The organism is Paenibacillus protaetiae, assembly GCF_004135365.1.
Classification (GTDB): domain Bacteria; phylum Bacillota; class Bacilli; order Paenibacillales; family Paenibacillaceae; genus Paenibacillus_AP; species Paenibacillus_AP protaetiae.
Map to the genome: position 1 here is coordinate 707552 of NZ_CP035492.1, position 25671 is coordinate 733222.

Consider the following 25671-nt stretch of genomic DNA (forward strand, 5'->3'; position numbering starts at 1 on the left):
GGAGGTGTGAGATGCTCCCGGAACGAACAGGCTATATTATTTGGGTTAGCGATTTGAAAGCGGCAAGAACGCTGGAGAAATACGGAACCGTTCATTATATGTCCCGCAGAATGCACTATGTTGCTATGTATTTTAACGCTGAACGTGCCGATGATACGATTCGGCAAATCAGCAAGCTTCCGTTCGTTCGGAAGACGGAGCGGTCTTACCGGAACGAGCTGAAGACGGAATACAGCAAAGATACGGAAGATAAAACACGTATGTACAGCTTATAATACTGCAAGAACAACGATCCTTCCCGGATACATGCCGGGGAGGATTTTTTTGTTATAGAGGCCGGCTATCAGTCAGGAATTATAATTTAGATTTTACTTATATTTACATATTTATCATCTGTTTATTTTATTGTTGAAAGCATGATGTATTGCACCTATAATAGTAGGAAAGACCTGGTTCTTAAGTTGGAGGTGGCGGTCGTTGTATGAAAGATCGATTGACGGACAGATGGAGTACATATGAATCCTTTTATGTTGACTTGTATGACAAAAAAGTTGCCGATATCGTCATCACTAACCATGCCAAAAGCCGGTGGCTGGATCGTGTGGAAAGCGAAAGAACCGGGTATGAGGACATCGCCGCTTTTATGTGGGAATGCTTGAAGCAAGACCGGATTAAGTCGTATTACCGCAATGAGCAGGATGTTTATCTGATCGACGAAGATCTTGTATTTGTGGCCGAATTTGCCGAGTCTCACACGGAGACGGATATTATCGGCAATCCGCTTCATAAGATGATCGTGGTCACTTTTCTTGGCCGTATGTCTGAAACGATTGAGCTGAGAGACCTGAAATCGTATTACTCCTGGCTGCGTCATTCGCGGCGTATGACTTTGGTGAAGAACAGCAGAAGGAAATGATATTTTTAATAATTTGTAAAATAATCATAAAATAATAATGACCGGCTGATTACAATTAATCGTTGTGATGCAGCCGGTTTTTTTTATTTATATTTGCACTTTTGAGGCAAGTTAACAATTTTTTCTGCAGAGTGTAGTATAATATTTGCATCATAATGAGATAGGTAGGACAAATATGGCGCTTAACTTTCATCAGCTGCATATATTTTATACCGTCGCGGAAAAAGGCAGCTTCTCCGCAGCAGCGCAAGCCTTGCATATGACACAGCCCGCCGTTACGATGCAGGTGCAGTCACTGGAGGATTATTTCGGGACCAAGCTGCTTCTTCGTTCAACCAAACGGATTGAGCTGACGGAGGCAGGCAAAGTACTAATGCCGTATGCGCAAAAAAGCATCGAGCTGATTAAAAATACGGATCAGGCGATGGCGACTTTCACGCAGCAGCTGAAAGGCAAATTGCTGCTCGGGTCCAGCTTGACTATCGGGGAATATATATTGCCGCGTTTGCTTGGTCCTTTCGGGCAGGAATATCCGCATATTACCATTAGCATGAAGGTGATCAATACAACACAAATCATGGAGGAAATATTAAATCACCAGTTGAATTTCGGGTTGATTGAAGCGCCTGTTAATCACCCGGATATGCACATGGAGCCGGTTATGAATGATGAACTGAAGCTGGTTGTGCCAAAAGGGCATCCGCTAGCAGGAAGGGACAACGTTTCGATGGAAGAAGCGCTTAACTATCCGTTTGTGCTTCGGGAGCAGGGTTCAGGCACCAGAATCGTTATGGAAGAGCAGCTCCGGATGCAAAATATCGATCCGTCCCGAATGAAAATCGTCATGGAGCTGGGCAGCACAGGAGCGGTCAAATCGGCTGTAGAAGCCGGGTTTGGCATTTCCGTTATATCGTCTTCCGCCGTGAAGCATGAGGTTGCGCTCGGACTTATTCATGTGGTGCCGCTGTCCGATATGGTATTTAAACGGCATTTTTATTCCATTTATTTGAAATCGTCGCTGCTTCCGATTTCGGCCGTTACTTTTTTATCTTTTTTGAGAGAGAGGGATTTGCGGCAATGGCTGTAAGACGGGCAGATTTGCATACGCATACAACGGCTTCGGACGGCACGGCGTCTCCTGCGGAAAATGTGAGGCTGGCAAAACAAGCGGGTCTCGCCGCTGTTGCGATTACGGATCATGACACAATGGCCGGCGTGGCGGAGGCCGTTCGGGAAGGCGAGAAGCAGGGTATTACGGTCGTACCGGGTGTCGAAATCAGCACTTCGCTGAACGGCTGCGATATTCATATTCTTGGCTATTATCCCGATATGGAAAATGAGCGGTGGCTATCCCGGCTGCACGACCTGCGCCGGGTCCGGGAGCGGCGCAATGAGCAGATGGCCGGCAAGCTGAAGGCGCTGGGCATTGCGGTTGAGGCAGCCGAAGCCGAGCGGATCGCGGCGGAGAAAAGAGACGCCCCCTTGAACGGCCAAGCTTCAACGGGCAGGCCGCATTTTGCCGAGCTGCTGGTTCGCAAAGGTGTAGTTCGTACCGTTCGCGAAGCGTTCGACCGTTATTTGGGCGAAGGCTGTCCTGCTTATGCGGATTTATCCCGCATTACGCCGCAGGAGGCGGTGCTGTGGATTCGGGAAGCCGGCGGGACCAGCGTACTTGCTCATCCCGGCCTATACCGCAACGATGCGGTTGTGGAACAGATCGCCGCCTGCGGCATCGACGGGATTGAAGTGTTCCATTCCGATCATGGACCGGAAGACGAGCGGAAATACAAGACGCTGGCGCAAGCACGCGGCCTGATCATGACAGGCGGCTCCGATTTCCATGGCAGCAAAGGGGACTCTTCGTATCATGGCGATCTGGGCAGCGTCTGGATCGAAGCCGGTGTAGTGGAATTATTGAAAGGCAAAGGCAGCAACTTATTTAGGCAATAGGGAGAGGAGCCTGACCATGATAGCATTGTCCGAGCCGCAGAGCGGCAAGATGTCCGTACCGTACGCCCCCGATGAACACACGGCACTGCTTGAAAATCCGCCGCGCTTTACATGGATGCCGGCCGTACAGGAAAAGGGCTATTACGTGCTGCAGTACAGCACCTCTGAATCGTTTGAACAATTGAAAACGGTTACGGTGCAAGGGATTCCTTATAATCTATACACGCCGTCCACGGTGCTGGAGCCGGGGCGTTACTATTGGCGTTATGCACTAGCAGCGGATCCGGCGGAAGGCGGCGGGCAGTCGGGCTGGAGCAAGGTTCGGGCGTTTACGGTGCCGGAAGGATTGCCGGAGACGCCTTTACCCGGCAGGGCGGAGCGGTACCTCGGCACAAACACGGCACATCCGCGTCTATGGCTGAACGCGCAGCAGATCGCCGATTTTCAGGCGGAGCTCGCCAAAGACCCTGCATACTGCGGCTGGGACCGGTTCTATGCGCAATCTGTGAAACGGTGGATGGATGCAGCGCTTATACCGGAACCGGAGCGGTATCCGAACGATAAGCGGGTTGCCCGCTTGTGGCGCCAAATGTATATGGACTGCCAGGAAGCGCTGTATGCCGTTCGCCATTTAAGCGTCGCGGGGATTATGACAGAAAATGCTGCGATGATTGCCCGCGCCAAGGAATGGCTGCTTCATGTCGCGGGCTGGGATACGGAAGGCGCAACCGCCCACCATTATAACGATGAAGCGGCGTTTCGGGTTGCGGGGGCGCTGGCCTGGGGGTACGACTGGCTGTACCCGCATTTATCCGAACAGGAGCGGGCTGAAGTAAGGGCGGTGCTGCTGCGGCGTACCGGCCAGGTGGCGGACTACGCGATGAACCGCGTCAAAATCCATCATGTGCCGTACGACAGCCATCCCATCCGTTCCCTTTCGTCAGTGCTGGTCCCGTCCGGCATCGTGCTGCTGCACGAAGATCCGCAGGCCGCGGAATGGCTGGATTATACGCTGGAATATTACGCCTGCTTGTATTCGCCGTGGGGCGGAGAGGACGGAGGCTGGGCTGAAGGGCCGCAATATTGGACGACGGGCCTCGCGTTTGTGCTTGATGCGATGAATTTGATCCGGGGTTATACAGGAATTCAGCTGCTCGAAAGGCCGTTTTTCACAAAAACAGGCGATTTCCCGCTGTATTGCGCCGCGCCGGGCACGGTTCGCGCCAGCTTCGGCGACCAGTCGAATTTAGGCGAGCCTGTAAGTTTGAAGACCGGCTTCAATATCCGGCAGTTTGCCGGCCTGACAGGCAACGGGCTCTATCAATGGTATTACGAACAAACGGCGGAGTCGGATAAAGACGCCGATACGAAATTTTATAATTACGGCTGGTGGGATTTCCGCTTTGACGAAATGATGTACCGCCATGATTATCCGGATGTTGCAGCGGTGCCGCCTGTAAACGGGGCGATTGAGCCTGTCAAATGGTTCCGCGATATTGGCTGGGTGGCGATGCACAGCCGCATGGACGACCCGGAGAAGCATATTATGCTGCTGGCCAAAAGCAGCCGATACGGCTCGATCAGCCACAGCCACGGGGATCAGAACGGCTTTTTGCTCCACGCGTACGGCGAACCGCTTGCAATTGAAAGCGGACATTATGTGTCATACGGCAGCACCATGCATATGAACTGGCGCCGCCAAACGTTATCGACCAATAACATCATTGTGGACGGTCTTGGCCAGTACGCTGGCAAAGATAAAGCGTTGTGCATGGAAGCAACCGGAATTGTGGAGGATGCCCGGTACTTGCCGGATAACGGCGGCTGCGGGTATGCCCGAATGGATGCAGCAAATGCCTACCTGAGCCATGTGCCTTATTTGCAGCGGTATACGAGAGAATTTTATTTCATCGGCGATTCATATATCGTTATTGCGGATGCGGTAGATTTGTCGCAGCCGGCCAAGCTGGACTGGCTGATGCATACCCTTTATCCGATGGAGCTGGACGGCCAGACGTTTCATGTCAATGGGGTAAAAGCGGATATGACGGGCACTTTTGTGTACAGCTCATCCGGAGAATTGGCGCTTTCGCAGCATAACCGGTTTACGGGCGTAGATCCGGCTGAATTGGACGGCCTGGATAATCAATGGCATCTGCATGCGCAAACCGCAGCGGCGGCGCGCCACCGCCTGGTGACGCTGCTTGTGCCAAGCCGGAAAGGAACGGCTAAGCAAGTATCGTATCGCATGACGGAACGGGGCGAAGGCGTTGCTATTTCGTTCAGGGATGCAGCAAGCGGTGCGAGCCGTGAAATTGAAGTGCTGTAGCCGGGACTGCTAGATACAAAAAAACAATGTCATTAAAAACAAGAAGCCCGCTGTTTTTACCAGAAACAGCGGGCTTCTTGCGGCTTGTAGGCCGGCGGCGGTTCCGGCTGCTTTGCCCCGCCGGAACCATTTACTGGCCCGGACAAGCTCTTTCCCGGTCATCGGGCGGCCTTAGGCATACCGGTCGCTTATACGATTTTGACCGGCAGCGATTTCAGCTTGCTTTCGTCCGGTGTAATATAAAGCGTCTTCTGGTTGTCATAAATGACAAACCCCGGCTTCGCGCCGCTTGGCTTGCGTACATGCCGGATGAACGTATAATCGACAGGCACCTGGCTCGATTCCCGCGCTTTGCTGTAATGGGCAGCCAGCATGGCCGCTTCCTCTAACGTCGCATTGCCAAAGTCGCCGCCACGGATGACGACATGCGAACCCGGAATATCCTTCGTATGGAACCAGGTATCCGACGGCGAGGCGAGGCGGTTGGTCAAATATTCGTTTTGCGTGTTGTTTTTGCCGACGTAAATCGGCACGCCTTCCGAGGACGTATAGCACGCCAGCGCCGGACGGTCTTGTTTTTTTCGCTTCGGTCCGCGCTTGCTTCGGTCGCGCAAGTAGCCTTGGGCAACGAGCTCCTCGCGTATTTCCTCAATATCGGCGAGCGCTGCATGTTCCAACTGCTGAAGCACCTGCTCGAAATAAGCGATTTCGGCTGCGGCGATCTCCATCTGTTCGTTCACATAAGCAATGCTGCTTTTTTGCTTGGCGTATTTGCGGAAATAACGCTGCGCGTTATCGGAAGGGCCAAGCTGCGGATCAAGCGGAATCGTCACTTCCGCCTGCTCCTCATCGTAAAAATTAACGAGCGTAATGGAGCTGTCTCCCCGATTGATCTGATGCATATAAGCGGTCAGCAGCTCGCCGAGCACCCGGTATTTCTCCGAGTCTTGCGCTTCCTCCAGCGTTTCCTTCAGCTTCTCCACTTTTTTCTCGTTTTTGCCGATCTCATTGTGCACGAACCGGATCAGGTCGCCTGCCCGCTGCTTGACCGTATCCCGTTCGGCTTTATCGCCATAATAAGCTTCCAGGCATTCGCTTGGCGACTGGAACGGCTCAACCTGCACGGACGGCTGTTCGGCCAAATGCCGCAGTGCCGTAATGTAAAACGAAGTTTTGCCGTTCGCGTCGGTAACGATCACCGGGGAAAAATCCCCTTGCTTCATCTGCGCCGTAAAGGCGCTGAAGCTGTGCCACAACGCGCTGCCGGCTTTTGCCGCCTCCTCGTGCGAGGCATGAGGGTGCGTGCCCGCTGTCGAACCGCTTGCCGCCTCAAATGCCGGTGCGCTTGCCCGGTAGGCCAGCTCCTTGCCCAGCAGCGGGCTGAAGCCGCTGAAGGCGGCGACCAGCTTGCGGTCGAGCCGCAGCTCGCCGCTTTCGTCTGCTTGGCGAAGCGCCGCTTCCATCTCGGCTTCGGACTGAACGGCGAAAGGATCGGTTTTGTGCTGGTCCGGCGGAGACGTATAGGTGCTGCCCGGCATGACGATCCGGTAGGTGCTGATGGCCGGCGTCACATGGTGAATGCCGTCATGGATCGTTCCGGTTGCCGGGTCCATCAAGATGATGTTGCTGTGCCGACCCATCAGCTCGATGACGATCGTTTTGGATGACAAATCACCTAGCTCGTCGCGGTGGCGGACACCGATGCGGATAATCCGCTCCCGCCCGACCTGCTCAACGGACTCGATAACCGCTCCTTCGCAATATTTGCGCATCAGCATGCAAAACATCGGCGCTTCCATCGGATTGATAAAGGAGCTGGTTGTCCAGTGTACACGCGGATAAGTCGGGTTGGCGGATAGAAGCAGCTTGCCGTTAATACCGTTGCCGCGAATGCTGAACACCAGATCATGCTCCGCCGGCTGATGAATTTTATGAATACGCGCGCCAACTGCGCGCTCAAGCTCTTTCACGATGCTGTATGTAACGATTCCGTCTAAAGACATAACGATAGTTTCTCCTTCAATATAAGCTATTTACTATCATGCCATAGTTAACGCAAAAACTTAAGTCCTTGGGATATTTTTTGGGTTGTCCGAATACATTTAGGCATACGAAGGATGGTTGTCTGCCATGCGGCTGCATGCGGGCGACGGATAACGGGAGGGAATAAAGCGATGGATGGATTGAAATGGCATCAGCTTGGGACAAGCGAGCTGCAGGAGCAGCTTGGCACCTCGCTGGAGAAAGGGCTCACGGACGCGCAAGCTTCCGAGCGGCTGCAGCGGGACGGCCGGAACGAGCTTACCGAAGGGAAGCGGGTTTCGCCGATACTGCTGTTTCTGAATCAATTTAAAGATTTTATGGTGCTGGTACTGATCGGGGCAACGCTTATTTCCGGATTGCTGGGCGAATATTTGGATGCCATTACGATTATTGCGATTTTAATTATAAATGCGGTGCTGGGCTTCATCCAGGAGGTTCGGGCGGAAAATTCGCTCCGGGCTTTAAAAGAGCTGTCGGCGCCTATTGCCAAAGTCATTCGCAGCGGCGTGCAAATGTCCGTGCCGGCTAAAGAACTTGCAGTCGGCGATATCGTGCTGATCGAAAGCGGGGACCGGATTCCGGCGGATATCCGGCTGATTGATGCCAATAGCTGTTACGCCGAGGAATCCGCCTTGACCGGCGAATCGGTTCCGGTTAACAAACATGCCGCCGCCATCGCCGATGCGGAGCTGCCGCTTGGCGACCAGCGCAACATCGGTTTTATGGGCACGATGCTGACGAGAGGCACCGCCAAAGGCGTTGTTATCCGGACGGGCATGAATACGGAGATGGGCAAAATCGCCGGGCTGATCGAGCAGACGGAAGCAATGGAGACGCCGCTGCAGCACCGGTTGGAGCAGCTGGGCAAAATTTTGATCATTGTGGCCATCTCCTTAACGGTATTGGTTGTCATTGCCGGTATTTTGCACGGGCAGCCGGCTTACGGCATGTTTTTGGCCGGCGTCAGCCTGGCGGTTGCCGCTATACCGGAGGGGCTGCCGGCAATCGTTACGATCGCGCTGGCGCTTGGCGTGCAGCGGATGATCAAGCGGAAAGCAATCGTCCGCAAGCTGCCGTCGGTGGAGACGCTGGGCTGCGCATCGGTTATCTGCTCGGACAAAACAGGGACGCTGACGCAAAACAAAATGACCGTCACGAACGTATGGTATGGAGGCCGCAGCCTGGAAGTGACCGGGGACGGCTACAATCCGGCGGGATCGGCGCTGGAGGACGGCAAAGAAGTTGATATTAAAAATGACAGCACGCTTCGCCGGCTGCTGCAAATCTCGGCTCTGTGCAACAATGCGGTGCTGATTCATACGGAACAGGACGGGAAGAAGAAACGCGGCAAAGAAAAACAACAGGAAGAATGGGAGCTGAGAGGCGACCCGACGGAAGGCGCACTGGCTGTGCTGTCGGCCAAGCTGGGCGTTTCCGCCAAATCGCTGGAAGGGCTGTACAAGCGCGAGAAGGAGTTCCCGTTTGACTCGGAACGGAAACGGATGTCCGTTGTTGTTTCGCATCAGGGCGGGCGGATCATTTGCACGAAAGGCGCGCCGGACGTGCTGATGGATTTGTGCACCTATGTGCTGTGGGACGGCAAGGTCGTTCCTTTTACCGCAACGCTGAAACGGAAATGCATCGAAGCGGCCGAAGGGATGGCCGAGTCGGCGCTCCGGGTGCTTGGCCTTGCTTACCGCGATTTGCGCCCGGCGGAAACATGCGACAACGAGCAGGAAGCGGAATCGCAGCTGACGTTCGTCGGGTTGACCGGCATGATCGACCCGCCGCGCAAAGAAGTCCGCGACGCGATTGCGGTATGCAGACGCGCCGGCATCAAAACCGTCATGATTACCGGCGACCATCAGCGTACGGCGGAAGCGATTGCGGCGCAGCTGGGCATTATGCCGCGCGGCGGAATCGCGATCAGCGGCAAGGAGCTGGAAGCGATGAGCGACGAGCAGCTGGACCGGCTGGCGGACAATATTTATGTATATGCGCGAGTGTCGCCGGAGCATAAGCTCCGTATCGTCAAGGCGCTCCAGCGCCACGGGCATGTTGTTGCGATGACAGGGGACGGCGTTAACGATGCGCCTGCCATCAAAGCGGCGGATATCGGCATCGCCATGGGCATCTCCGGCACAGATGTTTCGAAAGAAGCTTCTTCGCTTGTATTAAGCGACGACAACTTTGCTTCGATTGTAGCGGCAATTGAGGAAGGGCGCGGCATTTACGAAAATATTCGCAAATTTATCCGTTATTTGCTCGCTTCCAACGTCGGCGAAATATTGGTCATGTTTTTGGCGATGATGGCAGGCATGCCGCTGCCGCTTATCCCGATTCAAATCCTGTGGGTAAACCTCGTGACGGACGGCCTGCCGGCAATGGCGCTTGGCGTCGACCAGGCGGAAAAAGATTTGATGCAGCAAAAACCGCGCGGCGCCAAAGAAAACATATTTGCCAGAAGGTTAGGCTGGAAAATTATTAGCCGCGGCATATTGATTGGCGTTTGTACGCTGGCCGCCTTCTGGATTACGCTGCGCATCGCGCCAAACAGCGCGGACCAGCTGGTCAAAGCGCAAACCGTTGCTTTTGCCACACTGGTGCTCGCCCAGCTCATCCATGTATTTGATTGCAGAAGCTCAAGGTCGATCTTCCACCGCAACATATTGCAAAACAAATATTTGGTGTTTGCGGTATTGTCCTCGCTGCTGCTCATGCTGGCAGTGCTTTACATCGAACCGCTCCGCCCGATATTCAAGACGGTGCCGCTTGGCTTCCGGGAATGGTGCCTTGTGTTTGTAGCCGCAGGCATTCCGACGTTCTTTATGGGCATCGGCAGCGTGCTCAGCTCCAACCGCCCGAAGAAAAAAATAACAAAAATGACGGGTATGGCGAAGCCTTCCGTACGCTGACAGCCGAAATGTTCAAGCCGAAACGGAAATTCGTGCAAATAATGATGCGATTGATGAATACCGTTTCGGATTCTGTTGCAGTATGCTTATAGGAAACTCAGCTTAGCTGCAATAGAAGGAGTGCCTTGATCGATGAATTTTACGAAAATGCATGGCCTTGGCAATGACTTTATCGTCGTTGCGGGCGAACGCGAATTGCCAAGCAACGCTTCCGAACTGGCGGTTCAATTGTGCAACCGGTTTTTTGGAATCGGAGCTGACGGGCTGGTCTATATTTTGCCTTCCGAGGTTGCCGACTTCCGGATGCGCATTATTAATTCCGACGGCTCGGAAGCAGAACAATGCGGCAACGCGATCCGCTGCGTGGCGAAGTACGTATATGATAACGGCTTGACGGACCGCCGCACCATTACGATTGAAACACTTGGCGCTGGCGCACAGGAAGTTGTGCTGCAGGTTGAAGACGGCAAAGTGCAAACCGTACGCGTTGACATGGGCGAGCCGATTTTGAATGGGCTTAAAGTGCCGACCACGGTTGACGCCGAGCAGGTCGTATCCCATCCGATCGAAGTGGATGGCAAGACGTTCCAGTTCACAGCGGTTTCGATGGGTAACCCGCATTGCGTGATTTATGTGGATGACGCGGTCAATTTTGATTTGGCAACCTGGGGACCAAAGCTGGAAACCCATCCGATGTTCCCGCGCAAAATCAATGTGGAATTCGTAACCGTCAAATCCCGCACGCATACGGATATGCGCGTATGGGAACGCGGAGCCGGCCCTACGCTTGCTTGCGGAACGGGCGCTTGCGCAACGGTTGTCTCGTCCGTGCTGAACGGTTTAACCGAAAGAACGGCAACGGTCTCGTTAAAAGGCGGCGATCTGCAAATCGAGTGGAGCGAAGCCGACAATCACGTTTATATGACCGGCCCTGCGGCTGAAGTGTTCCGCGGCACGGTGTAACAGCAGCGGAAGCGGGCTTCGTGCAAGCGAAGCCGCAACAGCTGCATGAAGCAAAAGGGAACCTGCCGTTTACGGATAGCGTTCCCTTTTGGCGTTTTGGCCAGAAGCTCAAATAGGCGGGATATTGTTTCTTTTTAACCATTTTTCGCTTCTTTTCGCATTTTCTCTTGTTCGTTTGCAAGAAATCCTTTAGAATAGTTCAAAGGAAATGATGAAGGGCCGCAAATTTGGCATCGTTTTTATTCAGCCTCCAGCTGTAAGCATTTGTGATGCAAAGCGGCGCAACGGTTGATATGAACGTATGCCCCGGACTTTTTTCGTCAACAATAATGTAATGGTTCCGTATTATTCCAGTTTTTTTGTGTTCATATCATCTCAATAGATCAAGCTTATCCGAACTGCAAACATGCATGATACGGGCATTTTATTTCCGTGAAACAAGCATTCCCGTTTCGGCGGGCGGTACAGGTTTCTGCTTGGGAAGTTGCGCGAGGAAGACCGGAGGGGGATCCTTAGTTGGCCATTAAACTTATCAATATCGGGTTCGGGAACATCGTTTCCGCAAACCGAATCATCTCGATCGTAAGTCCGGAATCGGCGCCGATCAAACGGATTATTCAAGAAGCCCGTGATCGCCACATGCTGATTGATGCGACTTACGGCAGACGGACACGCGCTGTTATTATCACGGACAGCGATCATGTAATTTTGTCCGCCGTGCAGCCGGAGACGGTTGCCCATCGTTTGTCCACTAAAGACGACGATAATGACGAATAGTACGGGGAGTAATATGAATAAGGGATTGTTAGTTGTGTTATCCGGACCTTCCGGTGTCGGCAAAGGAACTGTGTGCTCCGTGCTTCGCAAGAAGCTTCCGGATCTTGTTTATTCGGTATCGGCAACGACTCGTTCGCCAAGACAGGGCGAAACGAACGGAGTTAATTATTTTTTTAAGACGCGCGAGCAGTTTGAAGAAATGATTTCGCGTGATGCTTTGCTGGAGCATGCGGAGTATGTAGGCAACTACTATGGAACGCCGCGTGATTTTGTGGAGCGTACAATTGAAGAAGGCAAAGATATTATTTTGGAAATTGAAGTACAGGGCGCCTTAAAGGTGAAAGAGAAATTCCCTGAAGGCATTTTTATTTTCCTGCTGCCCCTTCGCTGGATGAGCTGAAGCAGCGCATTACCGGAAGAGGAACGGAAACCCAGGATACGATCAATCATCGGATGTCCGTTGCGGTAGAAGAGATGAATTTGCTTCGCCATTACGATTATGCGGTTGTGAATGATGAAATTGACTTGACATGCCGCCGGATCGAGAGCATTATTATTGCCGAGCATTGCCGCAAGGAACGTTTTTTGGAGGAGCTCTCCAGTCCCGAGGCTGCACCAATCGAGAAAGCCTGAGTGAGGTGGAACAATTATGTTATATCCGTCTATTGATGAAATGGTGAAAAAAGTAGACAGCAAATATTCGCTTGTTGTTGCTGCTTCCCGCCGTGCGCGTATGCTGCGCGATGGTGCGAAATCTGAACTTCGCAATCCAAGATCGCATAAGTTCGTTGGCGTAGCGCTGGAAGAAATTTATGGCGATTACATTCAAGTGGAAACGAAGCCGGAAGACTAAGCGGCTGAATGCGCTGCACACACAGCCGTGTAAAGAAGATAACCCTTTGCTTAATTGAGCAAGGGTTATTTTTTTATGTGTGAAATAGATATCATAATTATATAATATCGTATCCCCGCTCGAATAAGAGTTATGTTAAAATGAATAGACTTGGGGGGAATTGGAGGAAATGGTATGGTAATAGGAGATGACGGATTTTCTAATGGTTTTTTTGGGGGAATTCCGCCTGTGTTTATTTTCTTTTTTGTTTTAATTTTTGTGTTGGTTATTGGCACTATTATTTTCGCTCTTGTGCGCGGAATCGGCACATGGGCTTCCAATAATGCGGCCAACGTCGAAACGCAAAACTGTAAAGTCGTATCCAAAAGGACAGAGGTCCGCGGCGACCACGATAATTTCAGAGCGAATACGAATTATTACGTTACGTTCGAGTTATATAATGGCACCCGGGTAGAACTGCCGGTAAGCGGCCCGGATTTTGGCGTAATGGTGGAGGGCGATTACGGTACCGTCACTTATCAAGGTACAAGGTTTAAGCAGTTTACAAGACAAATAACAGGGTAGGGGGCGCCTAATGGTAGAGGCTGTTTCTATATTTCCCGTTTTCCTTGTGCTTATTTATTTTGCTTTAATTGTAATGGGCGTTGTACTTGCCGTTCTACTCATTATGCTTGTGCTGCGAGCCATTAAGGCGCTTGACTTATACATAGAAGATAAGAAGCGGCGGCTATAACGTGCCGCACTTTCGTGAAGGTATGGATTCCTTACAATCCATGCCTTTTATTTTTGTTTTTATTTTTTTATAAAAGCGTATTCAAACGAAAACGAATCTGCTATTATACAGATAAACAAAAACGAACAATCACAAACGGAGGAGAACACAATGGTTCAAAGCTTATGGGAGCAATCGAAAGCGTCACAACTGCAGGCCGGGCTGGATGAGCTTGTTTACCGTTCCAATCTAATCGGCACCGACCGCCGCGTATGCAACTGGGGAGGCGGCAATACATCAAGCAAAACGGTGGTGCAAGATTTTCGCGGCCGCGACGTTGAGGTGATGTATGTCAAAGGCAGCGGTTCCGACCTTGCAACGATGAAAGCCGGCAATTTCACCGGCTTGCGCATGGAAGACATCCGCCCGCTGTTTGAACGGGATGCCATGACCGATGAAGAGATGGTCGCTTATTTGGCCAACTGCATGATAGACGCCAAGCATCCGCGCGCTTCGATCGAGACGCTGCTTCATGCTTTTCTGCCTTTTAAACATGTGGACCATACTCACCCGGATGCCATTATCAGCTTGTGCTGCGCACATAACGGCAAAGAGCTGGCACGTGAAATATATGGCGACCGTTTCGTTTGGGTGCCTTATGTGCGTCCCGGCTTTGCTTTATCCAAGATGATTGCGCAGGGCGTCCTCGACAACCCGAAAGCCGAGCTTGTGCTGATGGAAAAACACGGCCTCGTCACATGGGGCGAAACAAGCGAAGCTTGTTATGCAAAAACGATCCAAATCATTAATGAAGCCGAGCAGTTTATTGAAGCCCGTGTCCATAACGACAAGCTGTTCGGCGGCGCGAAGCATGAGCCTCTTCCCGCTGATGTCCGCCGCGCGGTTGCAGCGGCCGTCATGCCGGCGATTCGCGGCGCGGTAAGCGATTCGAAAAAAATGATCCTCACCTTCGACGACGAAGCGGATGTGCTGACATTTGTCGGCGGCCATCATTCTGCGCAGCTGTCGCAAGTTGGCGCAGCATGCCCGGACCATCTGGTGCACACGAAGGTCGTGCCGCTGTTTGTGAACTGGAAACCGGATGCAAACGATATCGAAGGGCTGAAGGCGGTTTTGAAGGAATCGATCACCGCTTACAAGCAGCAATATGAAGCTTATTTCAACCGGAACAGCAGCGAAGGCGACGTCATGTTCGAATCGGCTCCGCGCGTTATCCTTATCCCTGGCGTCGGCATGATCAATACCGGCAAAAGCTGGTCCAATTCGAAAGTAAGCGGCGCGCTTTACCACCGCGCGATTGCGGTTATGCGCGGCGCGACGGCGCTGGGCGAGTTTGTATCCTTAAGCGAAAACGAATCGTTTAACGTGGAATATTGGCCGCTCGAGCTGTACAAATTGTCGCTTGCGCCTGCCGAAGCCGAGTTTTCCCGCCAAGTGGCGCTTATTACGGGCGGAGCCGGCGGCATCGGCAGCGAAACGGCACGCCGGCTCGTGTCCGAAGGCGCACATGTCGTGCTTGCCGACTTGAACCTGGAGGGCGCGCAGCATGTCGCAGAAGAATTGAACGCCAAATATGGCGAGAACCGGGCGATTGCCGTTAAAATGGATGTAACAAACGAAGAGCTTGTTCAATCGGCATACCAAGAAACGGCGCTTACTTACGGCGGCATAGACATTATTGTCAATAACGCCGGTCTCGCAACTTCCAGCAAGTTCGAGGACACTTCCCTCAAGGAATGGAACTTGAACATGAATGTCCTTGGAACCGGCTATTTCCTGGTCGCACGTGAAGCTTATAAGGTAATGCTGGAGCAGGGCATCGGCGGCAATATGGTCTTTATCGGCTCTAAAAATTCAATATTTGCAGGCAAAAGCGTTACCGCATACAGCGCGGCAAAAGCGCTGGAAGCGCATCTTGCACGCTGCATCGCGGCCGAAGGCGGCGAGCATGGCATCCGCGTCAATACGATTCTTCCGGATGCGATTTTGCAGGGCTCGGCGATCTGGAACAGCAATTGGCGCAACGAACGCGCAGCGGCTTACGGCATCGAGCCGGACCAGCTGGAGGAGCATTACCGGAAACGGACGACGCTGCTCGTGAACATCTATCCGAAAGATATCGCAGAAGGCGTCGCTTTCTTCGCTTCTTCGAAATCGGCTAAAACGACCGGCTGCATGCTGACGATTGACGGCGGCGTGCCGGCAGCTTTTACACGATAAGCGGCTATAGGGAAAAGGAGAGGTTGACAGATGCAGAAGCAGGCATGGGGAGAACGACATTGGTTTATACCGGACGGCTACATTCCGGAAACAAGCTCGGGTTCGCTGACGAGCCACGAATCGGTTTGCGTGCTGAATACGTCGGACCGCGATGCGTCGCTTTCCTTTACGATTTATTTCGAAGACCGGGAGCCGATGGAGCATATTGCCTTTACCGTTCCCGGACGAAGAACCAAACATATTCGAACAAGCTTGCTGCAAAAGGACGGTGCGCCGATTCCGGTCGGCGTGCCCTATGCGATCGCGGTCGAAAGCGATATTCCGGTTGTCGTCCAGTACAGCAGGCTTGATTCTACGCAAGCGGAAAATGCGTTAATGTCGACGCTCGCTTTTCCGGTCAAAGGGTAAGCTTAAATTCCAAGCAGAGAGGATGTTGGCGATATGTCGGACCGCGCCTATTCATTATTTGAAGAGCAGCAGCAAGCACGCGGCATCAAGCTGGAGCAAGTACGGGAGAAGCTGAAAGCGCTCCGGATCGAAACTCCGTCCTGGGGTACGGGGATTCCGGTACACGGTTCAAAAATTTTCAAAAGGTTGGCGTTCCGCGCGACCCGTTTGAAAAATTTGACGATGCCGCCGTTGTGCATAAACTGACCGGCCTCGCTCCTTCCGTAGCGATTCATATTCCTTGGGACAAAGTGGAGGATTACAGCAAACTGAAAGCGCATGCAGAAAACGTCGGGCTGAAAATCGGCGCGGTTAACCCCAACCTGTTCCAGGAAGACGATTACATGCTGGGCAGCGTGACGAACACCGATGAGGCAGTGCGCCGCAAAGCGATCCAGCATTTGCTGGAATGCGTCGACATTGCCAAAGAAACCGGGTCGCGCGATTTGAGCTTATGGTTTGCAGACGGGACCAATTATCCGGGCCAAGGCGATATCCGCCGCCGCAAAGCATGGATGCACGAGGCGCTTTCGGAAATGTATAAAGCGCTGACTCCAGACATGAGAATGCTGATCGAATACAAAACGTTTGAGCCGGCGTTCTATCATACCGATATCGCCGATTGGGGCATGGCGTATACGATGGCGCAAAAGCTTGGCCCGCAGGCGCAGGTGCTGGTCGATACCGGCCATCATGCGCAGGGCATCAACGTTGAGCATATCGTCGCTTATTTGATCGACGAACAGCGGCTCGGCGGCTTCCATTTCAACAACCGCAAATATGCGGATGACGATCTCATCGTCGGCACAATTAATCCGTACGAACTGTTCCTTATTTTTTATCAAATTTTAAATGCGGCAAACGATTCCGACGCCGGTATCGCCAGCACCGTCAACCATATCGCGTATATGATTGACCAGTCGCATAATATCGAGCAAAAAATTCCGGCCATGATCCGATCTGTCCTGAACGTACAGACCCAATACGCAAAAGCGCTGCTCGTCAATCACGAAGAAGTGCTGGATGCGCAAAACCGGAATGACGTGCTGGGCGCGGAAGACGCGGTGCGCAAAGCATTTGAATTCGATGTTACGCCGCTGCTGCATGCTGTCCGCGAGGAGCAGGGGCTTCCGCTTGATCCGATGAAAGCGTATTTGAACAGCAGCTACGGTACGGACATACTGGCAAGGGGCAAAGGCGGTGCCAGCTGGTGACCGTTCTGGCCTACGATATCGGAGCGAGCAGCGGCAGGGCGATTATCGGCCGGTTGACGGACAGCACCATGCAAACCGAAGAAATCCACCGGTTCCCGAACGATCCCGTTATGGCCGGCAGCCGCATGCACTGGGATATTTTGCGGCTGTTTCATGAGCTGAAGCAGGGGCTGCTGAAGGCGAAGCAAGCCGGTGCCGCCCCGCCAGCCTTGGCATTGATACGTGGGCGGTCGACTTTGGTTTAATCGGCCGGGACGGCGAGCTGCTTGGCAATCCGTATCATTATCGCGACCGGCATACGGAAGGCGAGATGGAGCGGGTATTTGCGAGCGTGCCGCAAAGCGAGATTTTTAGCCGGACAGGGATTCAATTTTTGCCGTTTAATACGATCTACCAACTGACGGCTATGAAACGCAGCAGTTCTCCGCTGCTTGGCATTGCACATAAGCTGTTGATGATTCCCGATCTTCTCCGGTATTATTTAACGGGAGAGATATTAAGCGAATTTTCGAATGCGACTACAACTCAGCTGTTTAACCCGCGGCTCGGCGATTGGGATAAGGAGCTGATCGGGAAGCTTGGCTTGCCGGAGCATCTGTTTGGCGCGATTGTCCATCCGGGCTCGGCCGCAGGCTATGTAAGACCTTCGGTCCGGTCCGAGCTTCAAATCGGCGAAATGCCGGTCATTGCCGTTGCGGAGCATGATACGGGTTCGGCGGTTGCGGCTGTTCCGGCGCTGGAGCGTTCTTTTGCTTATTTAAGCTGCGGCACTTGGTCGCTGATGGGAACGGAAGTCGAACGGCCGGTTCTTGATGAGCGGGCGCAGAAGCTTAACTTTACGAATGAAGGCGGCGCAGGCAACACGTACAGGCTGCTGAAAAATATAATGGGCCTCTGGATTTTACAGGAAACAAGGCGTGAGCTGGAGCGTGCAGGGCAGTCCTATACGTTCCCGCAGCTTGTCCGGCTGGCAGAAGAGGCGAATCCCTTTGCGGCCTTGATCGAGCCGGACGATGCTTTGTTTTTACACGCGGGCGATATGACGCCGCGCATCCGCGAGTATTGTCTCCGGACGGGGCAGAAGCCTCCGGAAGAGGTTGGCGCTGTAGTGCGCTGCATTCTCGAAAGTTTGGCGCTGCAATACCGCCGCGTATACGAAATGACGGAGCAGCTGTCCGGGCAAACGTTTGGCGGGCTCCATATGGTAGGCGGCGGCATTCAAAACAGCCTGCTGTGCCAATGGACGGCTAATGCCATCGGCAAGCCGGTATGGGCCGGCCCGACGGAAGGCAGCGCCATCGGCAATCTGGCCGTACAATGGATCGCAAGCGGCGAGCTTCGGGATATTTGGGAAGCGCGCCGGGTGATACGGGATTCCTTTCCGGTGGATGTGTACGAGCCGGAAGACCGGGCGTCTTGGGAAGAGGCCTACGGCCGGTTCCTCCGCCTGACGGAATCGGAATAATTTCAAGCAGGAAGAATGGAGAGAAGGTTATGCTGGTTGCAGAACGGTATGAAAAAATCGTACAGCTTGTGAATGAAAGAGGAAGCATCCGGGTTTCCGAATTAAGCGAGCTGTGCCAGGTGACAGAGGAAACGATACGGCGGGATTTGGACCGTCTCGAACAGGACGGCAGGCTTAAACGTTCACATGGCGGTGCGGTCAGCGTAAAAGATCAGCAGCCGGAAACTCCATTTGCAGAGAGGGAAATTGCACATGCCGAGGAGAAGAAACGGATCGCCGAAGAGGCGGTGAAGCTGATTCAGCCCCATGACCGCATCGTGCTTGATGCAAGCTCTACGGCATGGTATATGGCCGCTATTTTGCCGGATATGCCGATTACCGTGCTGACCAACTCCATTAAAGTAGCGGTGGAGCTAAGCACGAAGGAAAAAATCGAAGTCATTTCGACGGGCGGGTTGCTTTCTTCGCGGTCGCTATCTTACGTAGGGCCGCTTGCCGAGCGGTCGCTGGACGCTTATTACGTAGGGAAGCTGTTTTTATCGTGCAAAGGCGTTCATCTGGAGCGCGGCATCAGCGAATCCAACGAGCTGCAAGGACGGATTAAGCAAAAGATGATCGGTATCGCCGAGAAGGTTATTTTGCTGGCGGATTCAAGCAAATTTGGCGTGCAGGCGTTTACCCACGTAGCGGAGCTTGGCGAGGTTCATACCGTCATTACAGACCGGATGATCGGACAGGAGACATTAGCCCGGCTGCAGGAAAAAAATATACCGGTCACGACGGTATAACGCTTCGTGTTCCTCCCGCAAGGGAGGGATTTTTTTCGGATCAACTTGTCTGACAACCTGATAAAGCGAATATAAATAGAAGTGCCACTCTTGAAACAAGAAGGTGCCCTCCATGAAGGTTTCATTATTTATTACCTGCTTAAGCGACGCGATTTATCCCCGCGTAGGGGAGGCGATGGCGCGGCTTCTGGCGAGATACGGCGTCGAGCTTCATTTTCCAAAGATACAAACCTGCTGCGGCCAGCCTGCATTCAACAGCGGTTATTGGGACGAAGCGCGGACATCGGCCAGAACGATATTGGATGCGTTTGAAGACAGCGATTTTGTTATTGCGCCATCGGGCTCTTGCACGGGAATGATCCACCATTATCCAAAGCTGTTTGAACAAGATCCCGTCAACCTGGCAAGAGCGCAGAGGCTGCAGGAGAAAGCGTACGAATTTACGCAATTTCTTGTGCAGGTGCTTGGGGTGGAAGATGTCGGCGCCAGCTTTCCGCATAAGGTAACGTATCACCCTTCCTGCCACGGTTCACGGATTTTGGGCATTAAAGACGAACCGATGACGCTGATGAAGCATGTGGAAGGGCTGGAATTGGTACCGCTTCCTTATGCGGAAGACTGCTGCGGCTTCGGTGGCACGTTTGCTGTAAAAATGTCCGATATATCCGGTGCGATGGTGACGGAAAAAGCCGACCATGTGCTGGAGTCGGAAGCAGAGGTGCTGGTTGGGCTGGATATGGGCTGCCTGATGAATATCGGCGGCAATTTGCGGTACCGGAACAAACCGGTCAAGGTGATGCACTTGGCTGAACTTTTGTACGAAGGGGTGACGAGCCGATGAGCGCAGCTTCCCAAAAAGCGGCTGGTTCTACTGTTAAAGAGCGGGCGGGTCTCGCTTTAAACGACGATTTCCTGCGCAAAGCGGTCCGCTTCACGACGGAACGGCTGCGCAACGGCAAAAAAACCGCTTCCGCCGATCAAGGCAATTGGGAGGAATGGCGCGAACGCGGCCGTCAAATCCGCCTGCATACGATTGCCCATTTGGACTATTATTTAAATTTATTTGTCGAGAATGCGCGCGCGAACGGCGTCCATGTCCATTTTGCCGACAAAGGGGAAGATGCGGTAGCCATCGCGCTGGAAATTGCGGAACGGAAAAACGCCAAGTCCGTTGTTAAATCGAAGTCGATGGTTTCCGAGGAGCTGCATCTGAACAAGGCGCTGGAGCAAATCGGCGTAGAAGCGGTCGAAACCGATCTGGGCGAATATATTATTCAGCTGGCGGACGAGACGCCGTCTCATATTGTCATTCCGGCCATTCATAAAAACCGCTACCAGATTGCCGAACTGCTGTCCAAGGAAGCGGGAGAGACGCTGCCGCCGGATACGACGGCTTTGGCCGGCTTCGTGCGGCGCAAGCTGCGCGAGAAATTTCTCGAAGCGGATATCGGCATGACGGGCTGCAACTTTGCGATTGCCGAAACCGGCTCGATGGTGCTGTTCGAGAATGAGGGGAACGCCCGTATGGTCACCACGGTACCGAAAACGCAAATCACCCTGATGGGCATGGAACGGATTATTCCATCGTTTGAAGATCTTGAAGTGCTTGCGACATTGCTGCCGCGTTCGGCTACGGGACAAAAGCTGACGATGTATATGTCCGCCATCTCGGGGCCACGCCGTTCGGAGGACGCGGACGGTCCGGACGAAATGCATATTATTATCGTGGACAACGGACGTTCGCTGCAGCTTGGCGATCCGGAATTCCAGGAGCTGCTGAACTGCATCCGCTGCGGCGCTTGCTTGAATGCATGCCCGGTATACCGCCATATCGGCGGCCATTCGTACGGCGGCACGTACAGCGGCCCGATTGGCGCGGTGCTGACGCCGGCGCTGAAGCAAAATGTCGCGGAATGGGACGATATCGCCAACGCGTCCAGCTTATGCGGCGCTTGCTACGAAGCATGCCCGGTCAAAATCCCGCTGCATGAAATGCTGGTTTATTTGCGCCGGCGCAAGCAGGAGGGCGGGTACAACGATAAGCTGGAGACGGTCGGCATGAAAGGGTTCGCGGCAGTGACCGGCAGCTCGAAGCTGTTCAAGGGCGCAGTCAAAATCGGCCAGCTCGGGCAAAAGCTTGTGGTGCGCAATGGCGGCATTCCGCTCAAGGTCGGCCCGCTTAAAGGCTGGAACACGTACCGGATATTCCCGAGCCTGCCGAAGCAGTCGTTCCGCGACAGCTGGCATACGATTGAGCAGGAAATCCGCGGCGAACTGAAAGCGATGGATCCGGCGATGAAAGCGCGGATGGAAGCGATCCGGAATCGTCAAGGAGGAGGCGCAGCACATCATGGCTCATGAGCATCAAGCTTGGCTGAACCATATGGAGCAGCAATCAAAAGCGAAGCAGCAGCAGTTTATGGACGGCATTGCCGCAAGGCTGAAGCGGCCGCGCCAGCTGGAGAAGCCGGAACAGCCGTTCCGCGGCGCCCCGGAGTTTTGGCAATCGTATACGCTGGGTGAAGAGGAGCGTGTGCATACGTTTTCCGAACATTTCAATAGCGTTGGCGGGCATGTTGTCCGCGCTGCCGATATGGAGGAAGCAAAAGCATTTATCGTCAGCAAAGCCGAGGAGACGGGCGCGCGTTATCTGGTGCGTCAGCAGGAGCCGGCGCTGGAAGCGCTGGCTCTCGAAGAAGCGCTGCCTGAAGCGGAATTGTCCGTCTGGAACAGCGGCACGGAGGAGAATTGGAAAGCGCGTGCCGCCGAAGCGGACTTTGGCATTGTAATGGCCGACCATGCGGTTGCGCATACCGGCTCGGTTGTTGTGCGGTCAGCGAAGGAGAAAGGAAGATCGGTCAGCCTGCTGCCGACCGTACTGCTGATTATTGTCCCGGTTGAACGAATCGTCACGAGACTTGGCGAGGTGTTGAAGCCGCTTGACGAAAGCGGTCGCGAGCACCTGCCGGCAGGCATTCATTTTATTTCGGGTCCCAGCCGTTCTTCGGACATTGAGAATGATTTGACGATTGGCGTTCATGGCCCGGGAATCGTTTATGCTATACTGGTTGGCTAGATAAACGAAACGGAGGATTCGCCTGTTGGAAGTAACGAAGCTGACCAAACAAAATCATTACGAAGCGATTGCGGAGCAGATCAAGCAGCTGATTACAGCCGGCAGCCTGAAGCCGGGCGATAAGCTGCCGTCCACCAAGCAAATGTCCGAGCAGTTTGGCGTCGGGCGCTCGACGACCCGTGAAGCGTTAAGCGCGCTCAAGGCGATGGGGCTGATCGATATTCGGCAAGGGGGAGGATGTACGGTCATTGGGCCGCCTTCCGGCCCGGCGGAGCTGCCGGAGCTGGAGAAGCTGCGCCTGAACAAAGCGACGCTGCTGGAGCTGCTGGAAGCGCGCAAATCGTTTGAATCGTCCAATGCCGCATTAGCGGCCGGTAAACGGACCAAAGAGGACATTGACAGCTTGAAGCGGATTGTCGAGCAGATGAAGGATGCAATCGGAGATGAAGCGGAAGGTGAACGAACCGATATCCAGTTTCATCTGACGATTGCCAAAGCAACCCATAACGCTGTGCTCCTCCAGCTGTACGAGTCGGTGATGAACGAAATCGAAGCGGCAATCCGCGACGTGCGCCGAGTGGAAATATACGCGAACGCCGCTGTTGCCAGCCAGCTGTATGAGCAGCATTCCGCTATTTTTATGGCGGTGGCAAGCGGAAACAGCGAGGCGGCGGAAGCGGAGATGAAACGCCATTTGGGGCACATCGAATCGATTCTGCACAAATATATGTAAGCGGCCGGACTAACAGCCGAATAACCACGCAAAAATCCCGCCTGCACCTCGAAACGAACGTTAACCGCCATATGAATGGGGTTGCGGTTGTTCGGGCGCCGGCGGGATTTGTGTGCCGGGGCGGCAGTCCATGTATCGGATCGGATTATAGCCGGTCTTGCTTCTTAATATGATAAACACATTTGCTGCCGCCTTTGGCCAGGCATTCCGTCCGTTTCACTTCGGCGTCCAGCAGCGATTCAAACAGTCGCCGCTCGCAAGTACAGGCATGCGTATAGTTATTCGCCACTTGCGCAATCGGGCAGTTGTATTCCGTTAACACATATTCATGGTCGCTTGTTTGGGCAAGCTCCGCCATATAGCCGTTTTCGTTTTGAATATCGGCCAGCACGGAAACTTTGTCGTGAAACGGCATGTTCTCCATCCGGCTTTCGTATTTGTGCTGCAGCGTTTCCTTGCGGCGTTCAAACAGCCGGTTCACCATGACCTCGCCGGATTCGGCTGCAAGCTCGCCAAGCAAATCAAGAGCAATGGTATTATAGTTTTTCGGAAAAAAAGAGTCCGCTTGCGACGAAAGGCTATATACGGCTGTTGGCCGCCCCATCGGCTGCCGCAGCGTCCTGGACTGGATCAGATGATCTTTCTCCAGCGTGCCGATATGCCGGCGGACGGCCATACTCGTAATGCCAAGCTGCTCCGTCAAGTCTTTGGCGCTAAGGCTGCCTTGCGTTTTGAGCATATGCATAATTTTCTCGCGGGTAGACAAATCTGCTTGTTCGTTCATCTTTGATCACCGCCTGATTTTATGGCTTACTTGCTTGCAATTCTGGCGAGCTCGTGCTCTTCACATGCGGTGGAGCAGAAACCGTGACGGGTCTCCAAACAATCCTCGCAAACGATATGCTGGCGATGGCAAGTGTCGTCCTTGCAGTTAATATAATGGTCGGCAGGCGTATCGCAATGATAGCAGCGGCCAACTACGACATCTTCGTCCGTATGATTGATCGGAACGGAAATCCGCTCGTCAAATACATAACATTTGCCGTCGAACAAACGGCCTTGTACCTCTTCGTCCTTGCCATAGGTAACGATGCCGCCGTCCAGCTGATATACATCGGTGAATCCTTCGTTCATCAGAATGCCGGTCAGCTTCTCGCAGCGGATTCCGCCCGTGCAGTATGTCAAAATCGGTTTGTTTTTGTGTTCTTCGCCCAAGTTGTTGCGAACCCACTCCGGAAACTCCTTGAACGTTTCCACTGTCGGGCGGATCGCGCCGCGGAAGTGGCCGAGGTCGTATTCGTAATCGTTGCGGCCGTCCACGATAATAACGTCGTCGCGCTGCAAATATTCGTAGAACTGTTTAGGAGAAAGATGCGTGCCCGTCAGCGTGTTAGGATCAAGCGGCTGCTCGTAGCGGAGGGTAACCAGCTCTTTCTTGAAGCGGACGAACATTTTTTTGAACGCGTGGCTGTCAGCCGGGTCCACTTTAAACACGATATCGGAGAAAAGCGGGTTGGCGCGAAGGTCGCGCATATAGGTTTCCGTTTGCTCCACCGTACCGGAGAGCGTTCCGTTAATGCCTTCTTCGGCGATAAGAATACGGCCTTTCAGGCCAAGTTCCTTGCAATAGGCTAAATGCTCGGCGGTAAAGGCTTCCGCATCAGGGATCTGGACATATTTATAAAACAGCAAAACTTGATACGGCTGCTGATGACTCATTTCGTTTGAACTTCCTTCCTGAAAATAAAGTGAAGCGGCAGAAAGGTAACCTCTCTCCCGCTAACCGTTTGTTAGGTGCATAAATTATGCACTCATTATAAAAAAATGGCGTCTTTTTGTCAACATAGATGTATAGAAAGTGCTGAAAACTTCCAGCGGGCATTGACAAAACAAACTGATCAAAACATAATTAGTATATATTAATATATATAAAGTAAACGGAACGAGGAGATGGCTTATGAACCTGGAACAATTGGGTTATGCGGTGGAGGTAGCCAAGGCCAGATCGTTTTCAGCCGCTTCCAAACGATTGTTTCTAAGCCAATCGGCGGTCAGCCAGGCCGTTATGAATTTGGAAGAAGAGCTTGGCGTCAAACTTTATTTGCGGACGAAGTCGGGCGCAAGCGTCACGCCGGAAGGCAGTTTGCTTATTGCCAAAGCCGAAGAAATATTAAACAAAGTCGATGAACTAAAACTAGCGGCGCGCCGGCAGCAAGGAGCGAATGCGGCTGAACCGGCAGAATAATTGG

The 25671-nt window shown here is 53.1% G+C and carries 22 protein-coding genes and 3 pseudogenes; 22 read left to right on the forward strand and 3 right to left on the reverse strand.

Annotated elements, in window-relative coordinates:
- The first annotated feature begins 11 nt into the window (after positions 1–11).
- The 5 genes from ET464_RS03020 (at position 12) to ET464_RS03040 (ending at position 5195) form a co-directional block, all read left to right on the forward strand.
- Positions 12–275 (forward strand): YlbG family protein, encoded by a 264-nt coding sequence (locus ET464_RS03020; protein WP_129438137.1) that lies wholly within the window; start codon positions 12–14, stop codon positions 273–275.
- Between the two features lie 206 nt (positions 276–481).
- Entirely contained in the window at positions 482–916 is a 435-nt protein-coding gene (locus ET464_RS03025) for a hypothetical protein (protein WP_129438139.1), read from the forward strand.
- A gap of 175 nt (positions 917–1091) precedes the next feature.
- Positions 1092–2003 (forward strand): selenium metabolism-associated LysR family transcriptional regulator, encoded by a 912-nt coding sequence (locus ET464_RS03030; RefSeq protein WP_129438141.1) that lies wholly within the window; start codon positions 1092–1094, stop codon positions 2001–2003.
- Positions 1994–2866, forward strand: a complete 873-nt coding sequence (locus ET464_RS03035) for a PHP domain-containing protein (RefSeq protein ID WP_129438143.1) — start codon at positions 1994–1996, stop codon at positions 2864–2866. Before ET464_RS03030 ends, ET464_RS03035 begins: the two co-directional genes overlap by 10 nt.
- 16 nt (positions 2867–2882) lie before the next feature.
- Positions 2883–5195, forward strand: a complete 2313-nt coding sequence (locus tag ET464_RS03040; protein WP_129438145.1) for a DUF4962 domain-containing protein — start codon at positions 2883–2885, stop codon at positions 5193–5195.
- 188 nt (positions 5196–5383) lie between these two features.
- On the opposite strand, the gene ET464_RS03045 is transcribed toward ET464_RS03040, so the two are convergent.
- Positions 5384–7198 (reverse strand): Rqc2 family fibronectin-binding protein, encoded by a 1815-nt coding sequence (locus ET464_RS03045; protein ID WP_129438147.1) that lies wholly within the window; start codon positions 7196–7198, stop codon positions 5384–5386.
- Between the two features lie 171 nt (positions 7199–7369).
- Here ET464_RS03045 and ET464_RS03050 point away from each other — a divergent pair, with 171 nt between their 5' ends.
- From ET464_RS03050 to ET464_RS03120, 16 genes and pseudogenes are all read left to right on the forward strand, one after another.
- A complete protein-coding gene (locus ET464_RS03050; RefSeq protein WP_129438149.1) occupies positions 7370–10153 on the forward strand; it encodes a calcium-translocating P-type ATPase, SERCA-type in 2784 nt (927 codons plus the stop codon).
- Between the two features lie 132 nt (positions 10154–10285).
- Positions 10286–11116, forward strand: a complete 831-nt coding sequence (gene dapF / locus ET464_RS03055; RefSeq protein WP_129438151.1) for a diaminopimelate epimerase — start codon at positions 10286–10288, stop codon at positions 11114–11116.
- Positions 11117–11632: 516 nt separating this feature from the next.
- Complete coding sequence (gene remA, locus ET464_RS03060; RefSeq protein ID WP_005548256.1) at positions 11633–11893, forward strand: extracellular matrix/biofilm regulator RemA; 261 nt, start codon at positions 11633–11635, stop codon at positions 11891–11893.
- Positions 11894–11906: 13 nt separating this feature from the next.
- A pseudogene (gene gmk / locus ET464_RS03065) lies at positions 11907–12526 on the forward strand (guanylate kinase).
- 16 nt (positions 12527–12542) lie between these two features.
- Positions 12543–12746, forward strand: a complete 204-nt coding sequence (gene rpoZ, locus ET464_RS03070) for a DNA-directed RNA polymerase subunit omega (RefSeq protein ID WP_129438153.1) — start codon at positions 12543–12545, stop codon at positions 12744–12746.
- 174 nt (positions 12747–12920) lie between these two features.
- Entirely contained in the window at positions 12921–13310 is a 390-nt protein-coding gene (locus tag ET464_RS03075) for a DUF2500 domain-containing protein (RefSeq protein WP_129438156.1), read from the forward strand.
- Between the two features lie 10 nt (positions 13311–13320).
- A complete protein-coding gene (locus ET464_RS19715; protein ID WP_165279879.1) occupies positions 13321–13479 on the forward strand; it encodes a hypothetical protein in 159 nt (52 codons plus the stop codon).
- Between the two features lie 150 nt (positions 13480–13629).
- The gene (locus tag ET464_RS03080; RefSeq protein WP_129438158.1) at positions 13630–15699 is read left to right on the forward strand and encodes a bifunctional aldolase/short-chain dehydrogenase; all 2070 of its coding nucleotides are present in this window, start codon (positions 13630–13632) and stop codon (positions 15697–15699) included.
- A 30-nt stretch (positions 15700–15729) separates the two neighbouring features.
- Entirely contained in the window at positions 15730–16107 is a 378-nt protein-coding gene (locus ET464_RS03085) for a sensory rhodopsin transducer (RefSeq protein ID WP_129438160.1), read from the forward strand.
- Positions 16108–16140: 33 nt separating this feature from the next.
- Positions 16141–17360 (forward strand): annotated as a pseudogene (gene rhaI / locus ET464_RS03090) (L-rhamnose isomerase).
- Positions 17357–18825 (forward strand): annotated as a pseudogene (locus ET464_RS03095) (rhamnulokinase). The pseudogenes rhaI and ET464_RS03095 overlap by 4 nt, the downstream one beginning before the upstream one ends.
- Positions 18826–18854: 29 nt before the next feature.
- Positions 18855–19613 carry a DeoR/GlpR family DNA-binding transcription regulator gene (locus tag ET464_RS03100; RefSeq protein WP_129438161.1) on the forward strand — a complete coding sequence of 253 codons (759 nt, stop codon included), beginning with the start codon at positions 18855–18857 and terminating at the stop codon, positions 19611–19613.
- A gap of 112 nt (positions 19614–19725) precedes the next feature.
- Positions 19726–20454 carry a (Fe-S)-binding protein gene (locus ET464_RS03105; RefSeq protein ID WP_129438162.1) on the forward strand — a complete coding sequence of 243 codons (729 nt, stop codon included), beginning with the start codon at positions 19726–19728 and terminating at the stop codon, positions 20452–20454.
- Positions 20451–21974, forward strand: a complete 1524-nt coding sequence (locus tag ET464_RS03110; RefSeq protein WP_129438163.1) for a LutB/LldF family L-lactate oxidation iron-sulfur protein — start codon at positions 20451–20453, stop codon at positions 21972–21974. Before ET464_RS03105 ends, ET464_RS03110 begins: the two co-directional genes overlap by 4 nt.
- Positions 21964–22689, forward strand: coding sequence for a LutC/YkgG family protein (locus tag ET464_RS03115; RefSeq protein WP_129438164.1), 726 nt, complete (start codon positions 21964–21966; stop codon positions 22687–22689). The genes ET464_RS03110 and ET464_RS03115 overlap by 11 nt, the downstream gene beginning before the upstream one ends.
- Before the next feature lie 25 nt (positions 22690–22714).
- Positions 22715–23422 (forward strand): FadR/GntR family transcriptional regulator, encoded by a 708-nt coding sequence (locus ET464_RS03120; protein ID WP_129438165.1) that lies wholly within the window; start codon positions 22715–22717, stop codon positions 23420–23422.
- Positions 23423–23567: 145 nt separating this feature from the next.
- Here ET464_RS03120 and ET464_RS03125 read toward each other — a convergent pair whose 3' ends face one another.
- Both ET464_RS03125 and trhO read right to left on the reverse strand, forming a co-directional pair.
- On the reverse strand, positions 23568–24206 hold the full coding sequence (locus tag ET464_RS03125; protein WP_129438166.1) for a helix-turn-helix transcriptional regulator: 639 nt from the start codon (positions 24204–24206) through the stop codon (positions 23568–23570).
- 26 nt (positions 24207–24232) lie between these two features.
- Complete coding sequence (trhO, locus tag ET464_RS03130) at positions 24233–25141, reverse strand: oxygen-dependent tRNA uridine(34) hydroxylase TrhO (RefSeq protein WP_129438167.1); 909 nt, start codon at positions 25139–25141, stop codon at positions 24233–24235.
- Positions 25142–25379: 238 nt separating this feature from the next.
- On the opposite strand from trhO, the gene ET464_RS03135 reads away from it, so the two are divergent.
- Entirely contained in the window at positions 25380–25667 is a 288-nt protein-coding gene (locus ET464_RS03135) for a LysR family transcriptional regulator (RefSeq protein ID WP_129438169.1), read from the forward strand.
- Positions 25668–25671: the final 4 nt, after the last annotated feature.

Excerpts from the sequence above, each read along its gene's own strand:
- ET464_RS03020 (WP_129438137.1), top strand. The coding sequence starts at position 12 with ATGCTCCCGGAACGAACAGGCTATATTATTTGGGTTAGCGATTTGAAA.
- ET464_RS03025 (WP_129438139.1), top strand. The coding sequence starts at position 482 with ATGAAAGATCGATTGACGGACAGATGGAGTACATATGAATCCTTTTAT.
- ET464_RS03030 (WP_129438141.1), top strand. The coding sequence starts at position 1,092 with ATGGCGCTTAACTTTCATCAGCTGCATATATTTTATACCGTCGCGGAA.
- ET464_RS03035 (WP_129438143.1), top strand. The coding sequence starts at position 1,994 with ATGGCTGTAAGACGGGCAGATTTGCATACGCATACAACGGCTTCGGAC.
- ET464_RS03040 (WP_129438145.1), top strand. The coding sequence starts at position 2,883 with ATGATAGCATTGTCCGAGCCGCAGAGCGGCAAGATGTCCGTACCGTAC.
- ET464_RS03045 (WP_129438147.1), bottom strand. The coding sequence starts at position 7,198 with ATGTCTTTAGACGGAATCGTTACATACAGCATCGTGAAAGAGCTTGAG.
- ET464_RS03050 (WP_129438149.1), top strand. The coding sequence starts at position 7,370 with ATGGATGGATTGAAATGGCATCAGCTTGGGACAAGCGAGCTGCAGGAG.
- dapF (WP_129438151.1), top strand. The coding sequence starts at position 10,286 with ATGAATTTTACGAAAATGCATGGCCTTGGCAATGACTTTATCGTCGTT.
- rpoZ (WP_129438153.1), top strand. The coding sequence starts at position 12,543 with ATGTTATATCCGTCTATTGATGAAATGGTGAAAAAAGTAGACAGCAAA.
- ET464_RS03075 (WP_129438156.1), top strand. The coding sequence starts at position 12,921 with ATGGTAATAGGAGATGACGGATTTTCTAATGGTTTTTTTGGGGGAATT.
- ET464_RS19715 (WP_165279879.1), top strand. The coding sequence starts at position 13,321 with ATGGTAGAGGCTGTTTCTATATTTCCCGTTTTCCTTGTGCTTATTTAT.
- ET464_RS03080 (WP_129438158.1), top strand. The coding sequence starts at position 13,630 with ATGGTTCAAAGCTTATGGGAGCAATCGAAAGCGTCACAACTGCAGGCC.
- ET464_RS03085 (WP_129438160.1), top strand. The coding sequence starts at position 15,730 with ATGCAGAAGCAGGCATGGGGAGAACGACATTGGTTTATACCGGACGGC.
- ET464_RS03100 (WP_129438161.1), top strand. The coding sequence starts at position 18,855 with ATGCTGGTTGCAGAACGGTATGAAAAAATCGTACAGCTTGTGAATGAA.
- ET464_RS03105 (WP_129438162.1), top strand. The coding sequence starts at position 19,726 with ATGAAGGTTTCATTATTTATTACCTGCTTAAGCGACGCGATTTATCCC.
- ET464_RS03110 (WP_129438163.1), top strand. The coding sequence starts at position 20,451 with ATGAGCGCAGCTTCCCAAAAAGCGGCTGGTTCTACTGTTAAAGAGCGG.
- ET464_RS03115 (WP_129438164.1), top strand. The coding sequence starts at position 21,964 with ATGGCTCATGAGCATCAAGCTTGGCTGAACCATATGGAGCAGCAATCA.
- ET464_RS03125 (WP_129438166.1), bottom strand. The coding sequence starts at position 24,206 with ATGAACGAACAAGCAGATTTGTCTACCCGCGAGAAAATTATGCATATG.
- trhO (WP_129438167.1), bottom strand. The coding sequence starts at position 25,141 with ATGAGTCATCAGCAGCCGTATCAAGTTTTGCTGTTTTATAAATATGTC.
- ET464_RS03135 (WP_129438169.1), top strand. The coding sequence starts at position 25,380 with ATGAACCTGGAACAATTGGGTTATGCGGTGGAGGTAGCCAAGGCCAGA.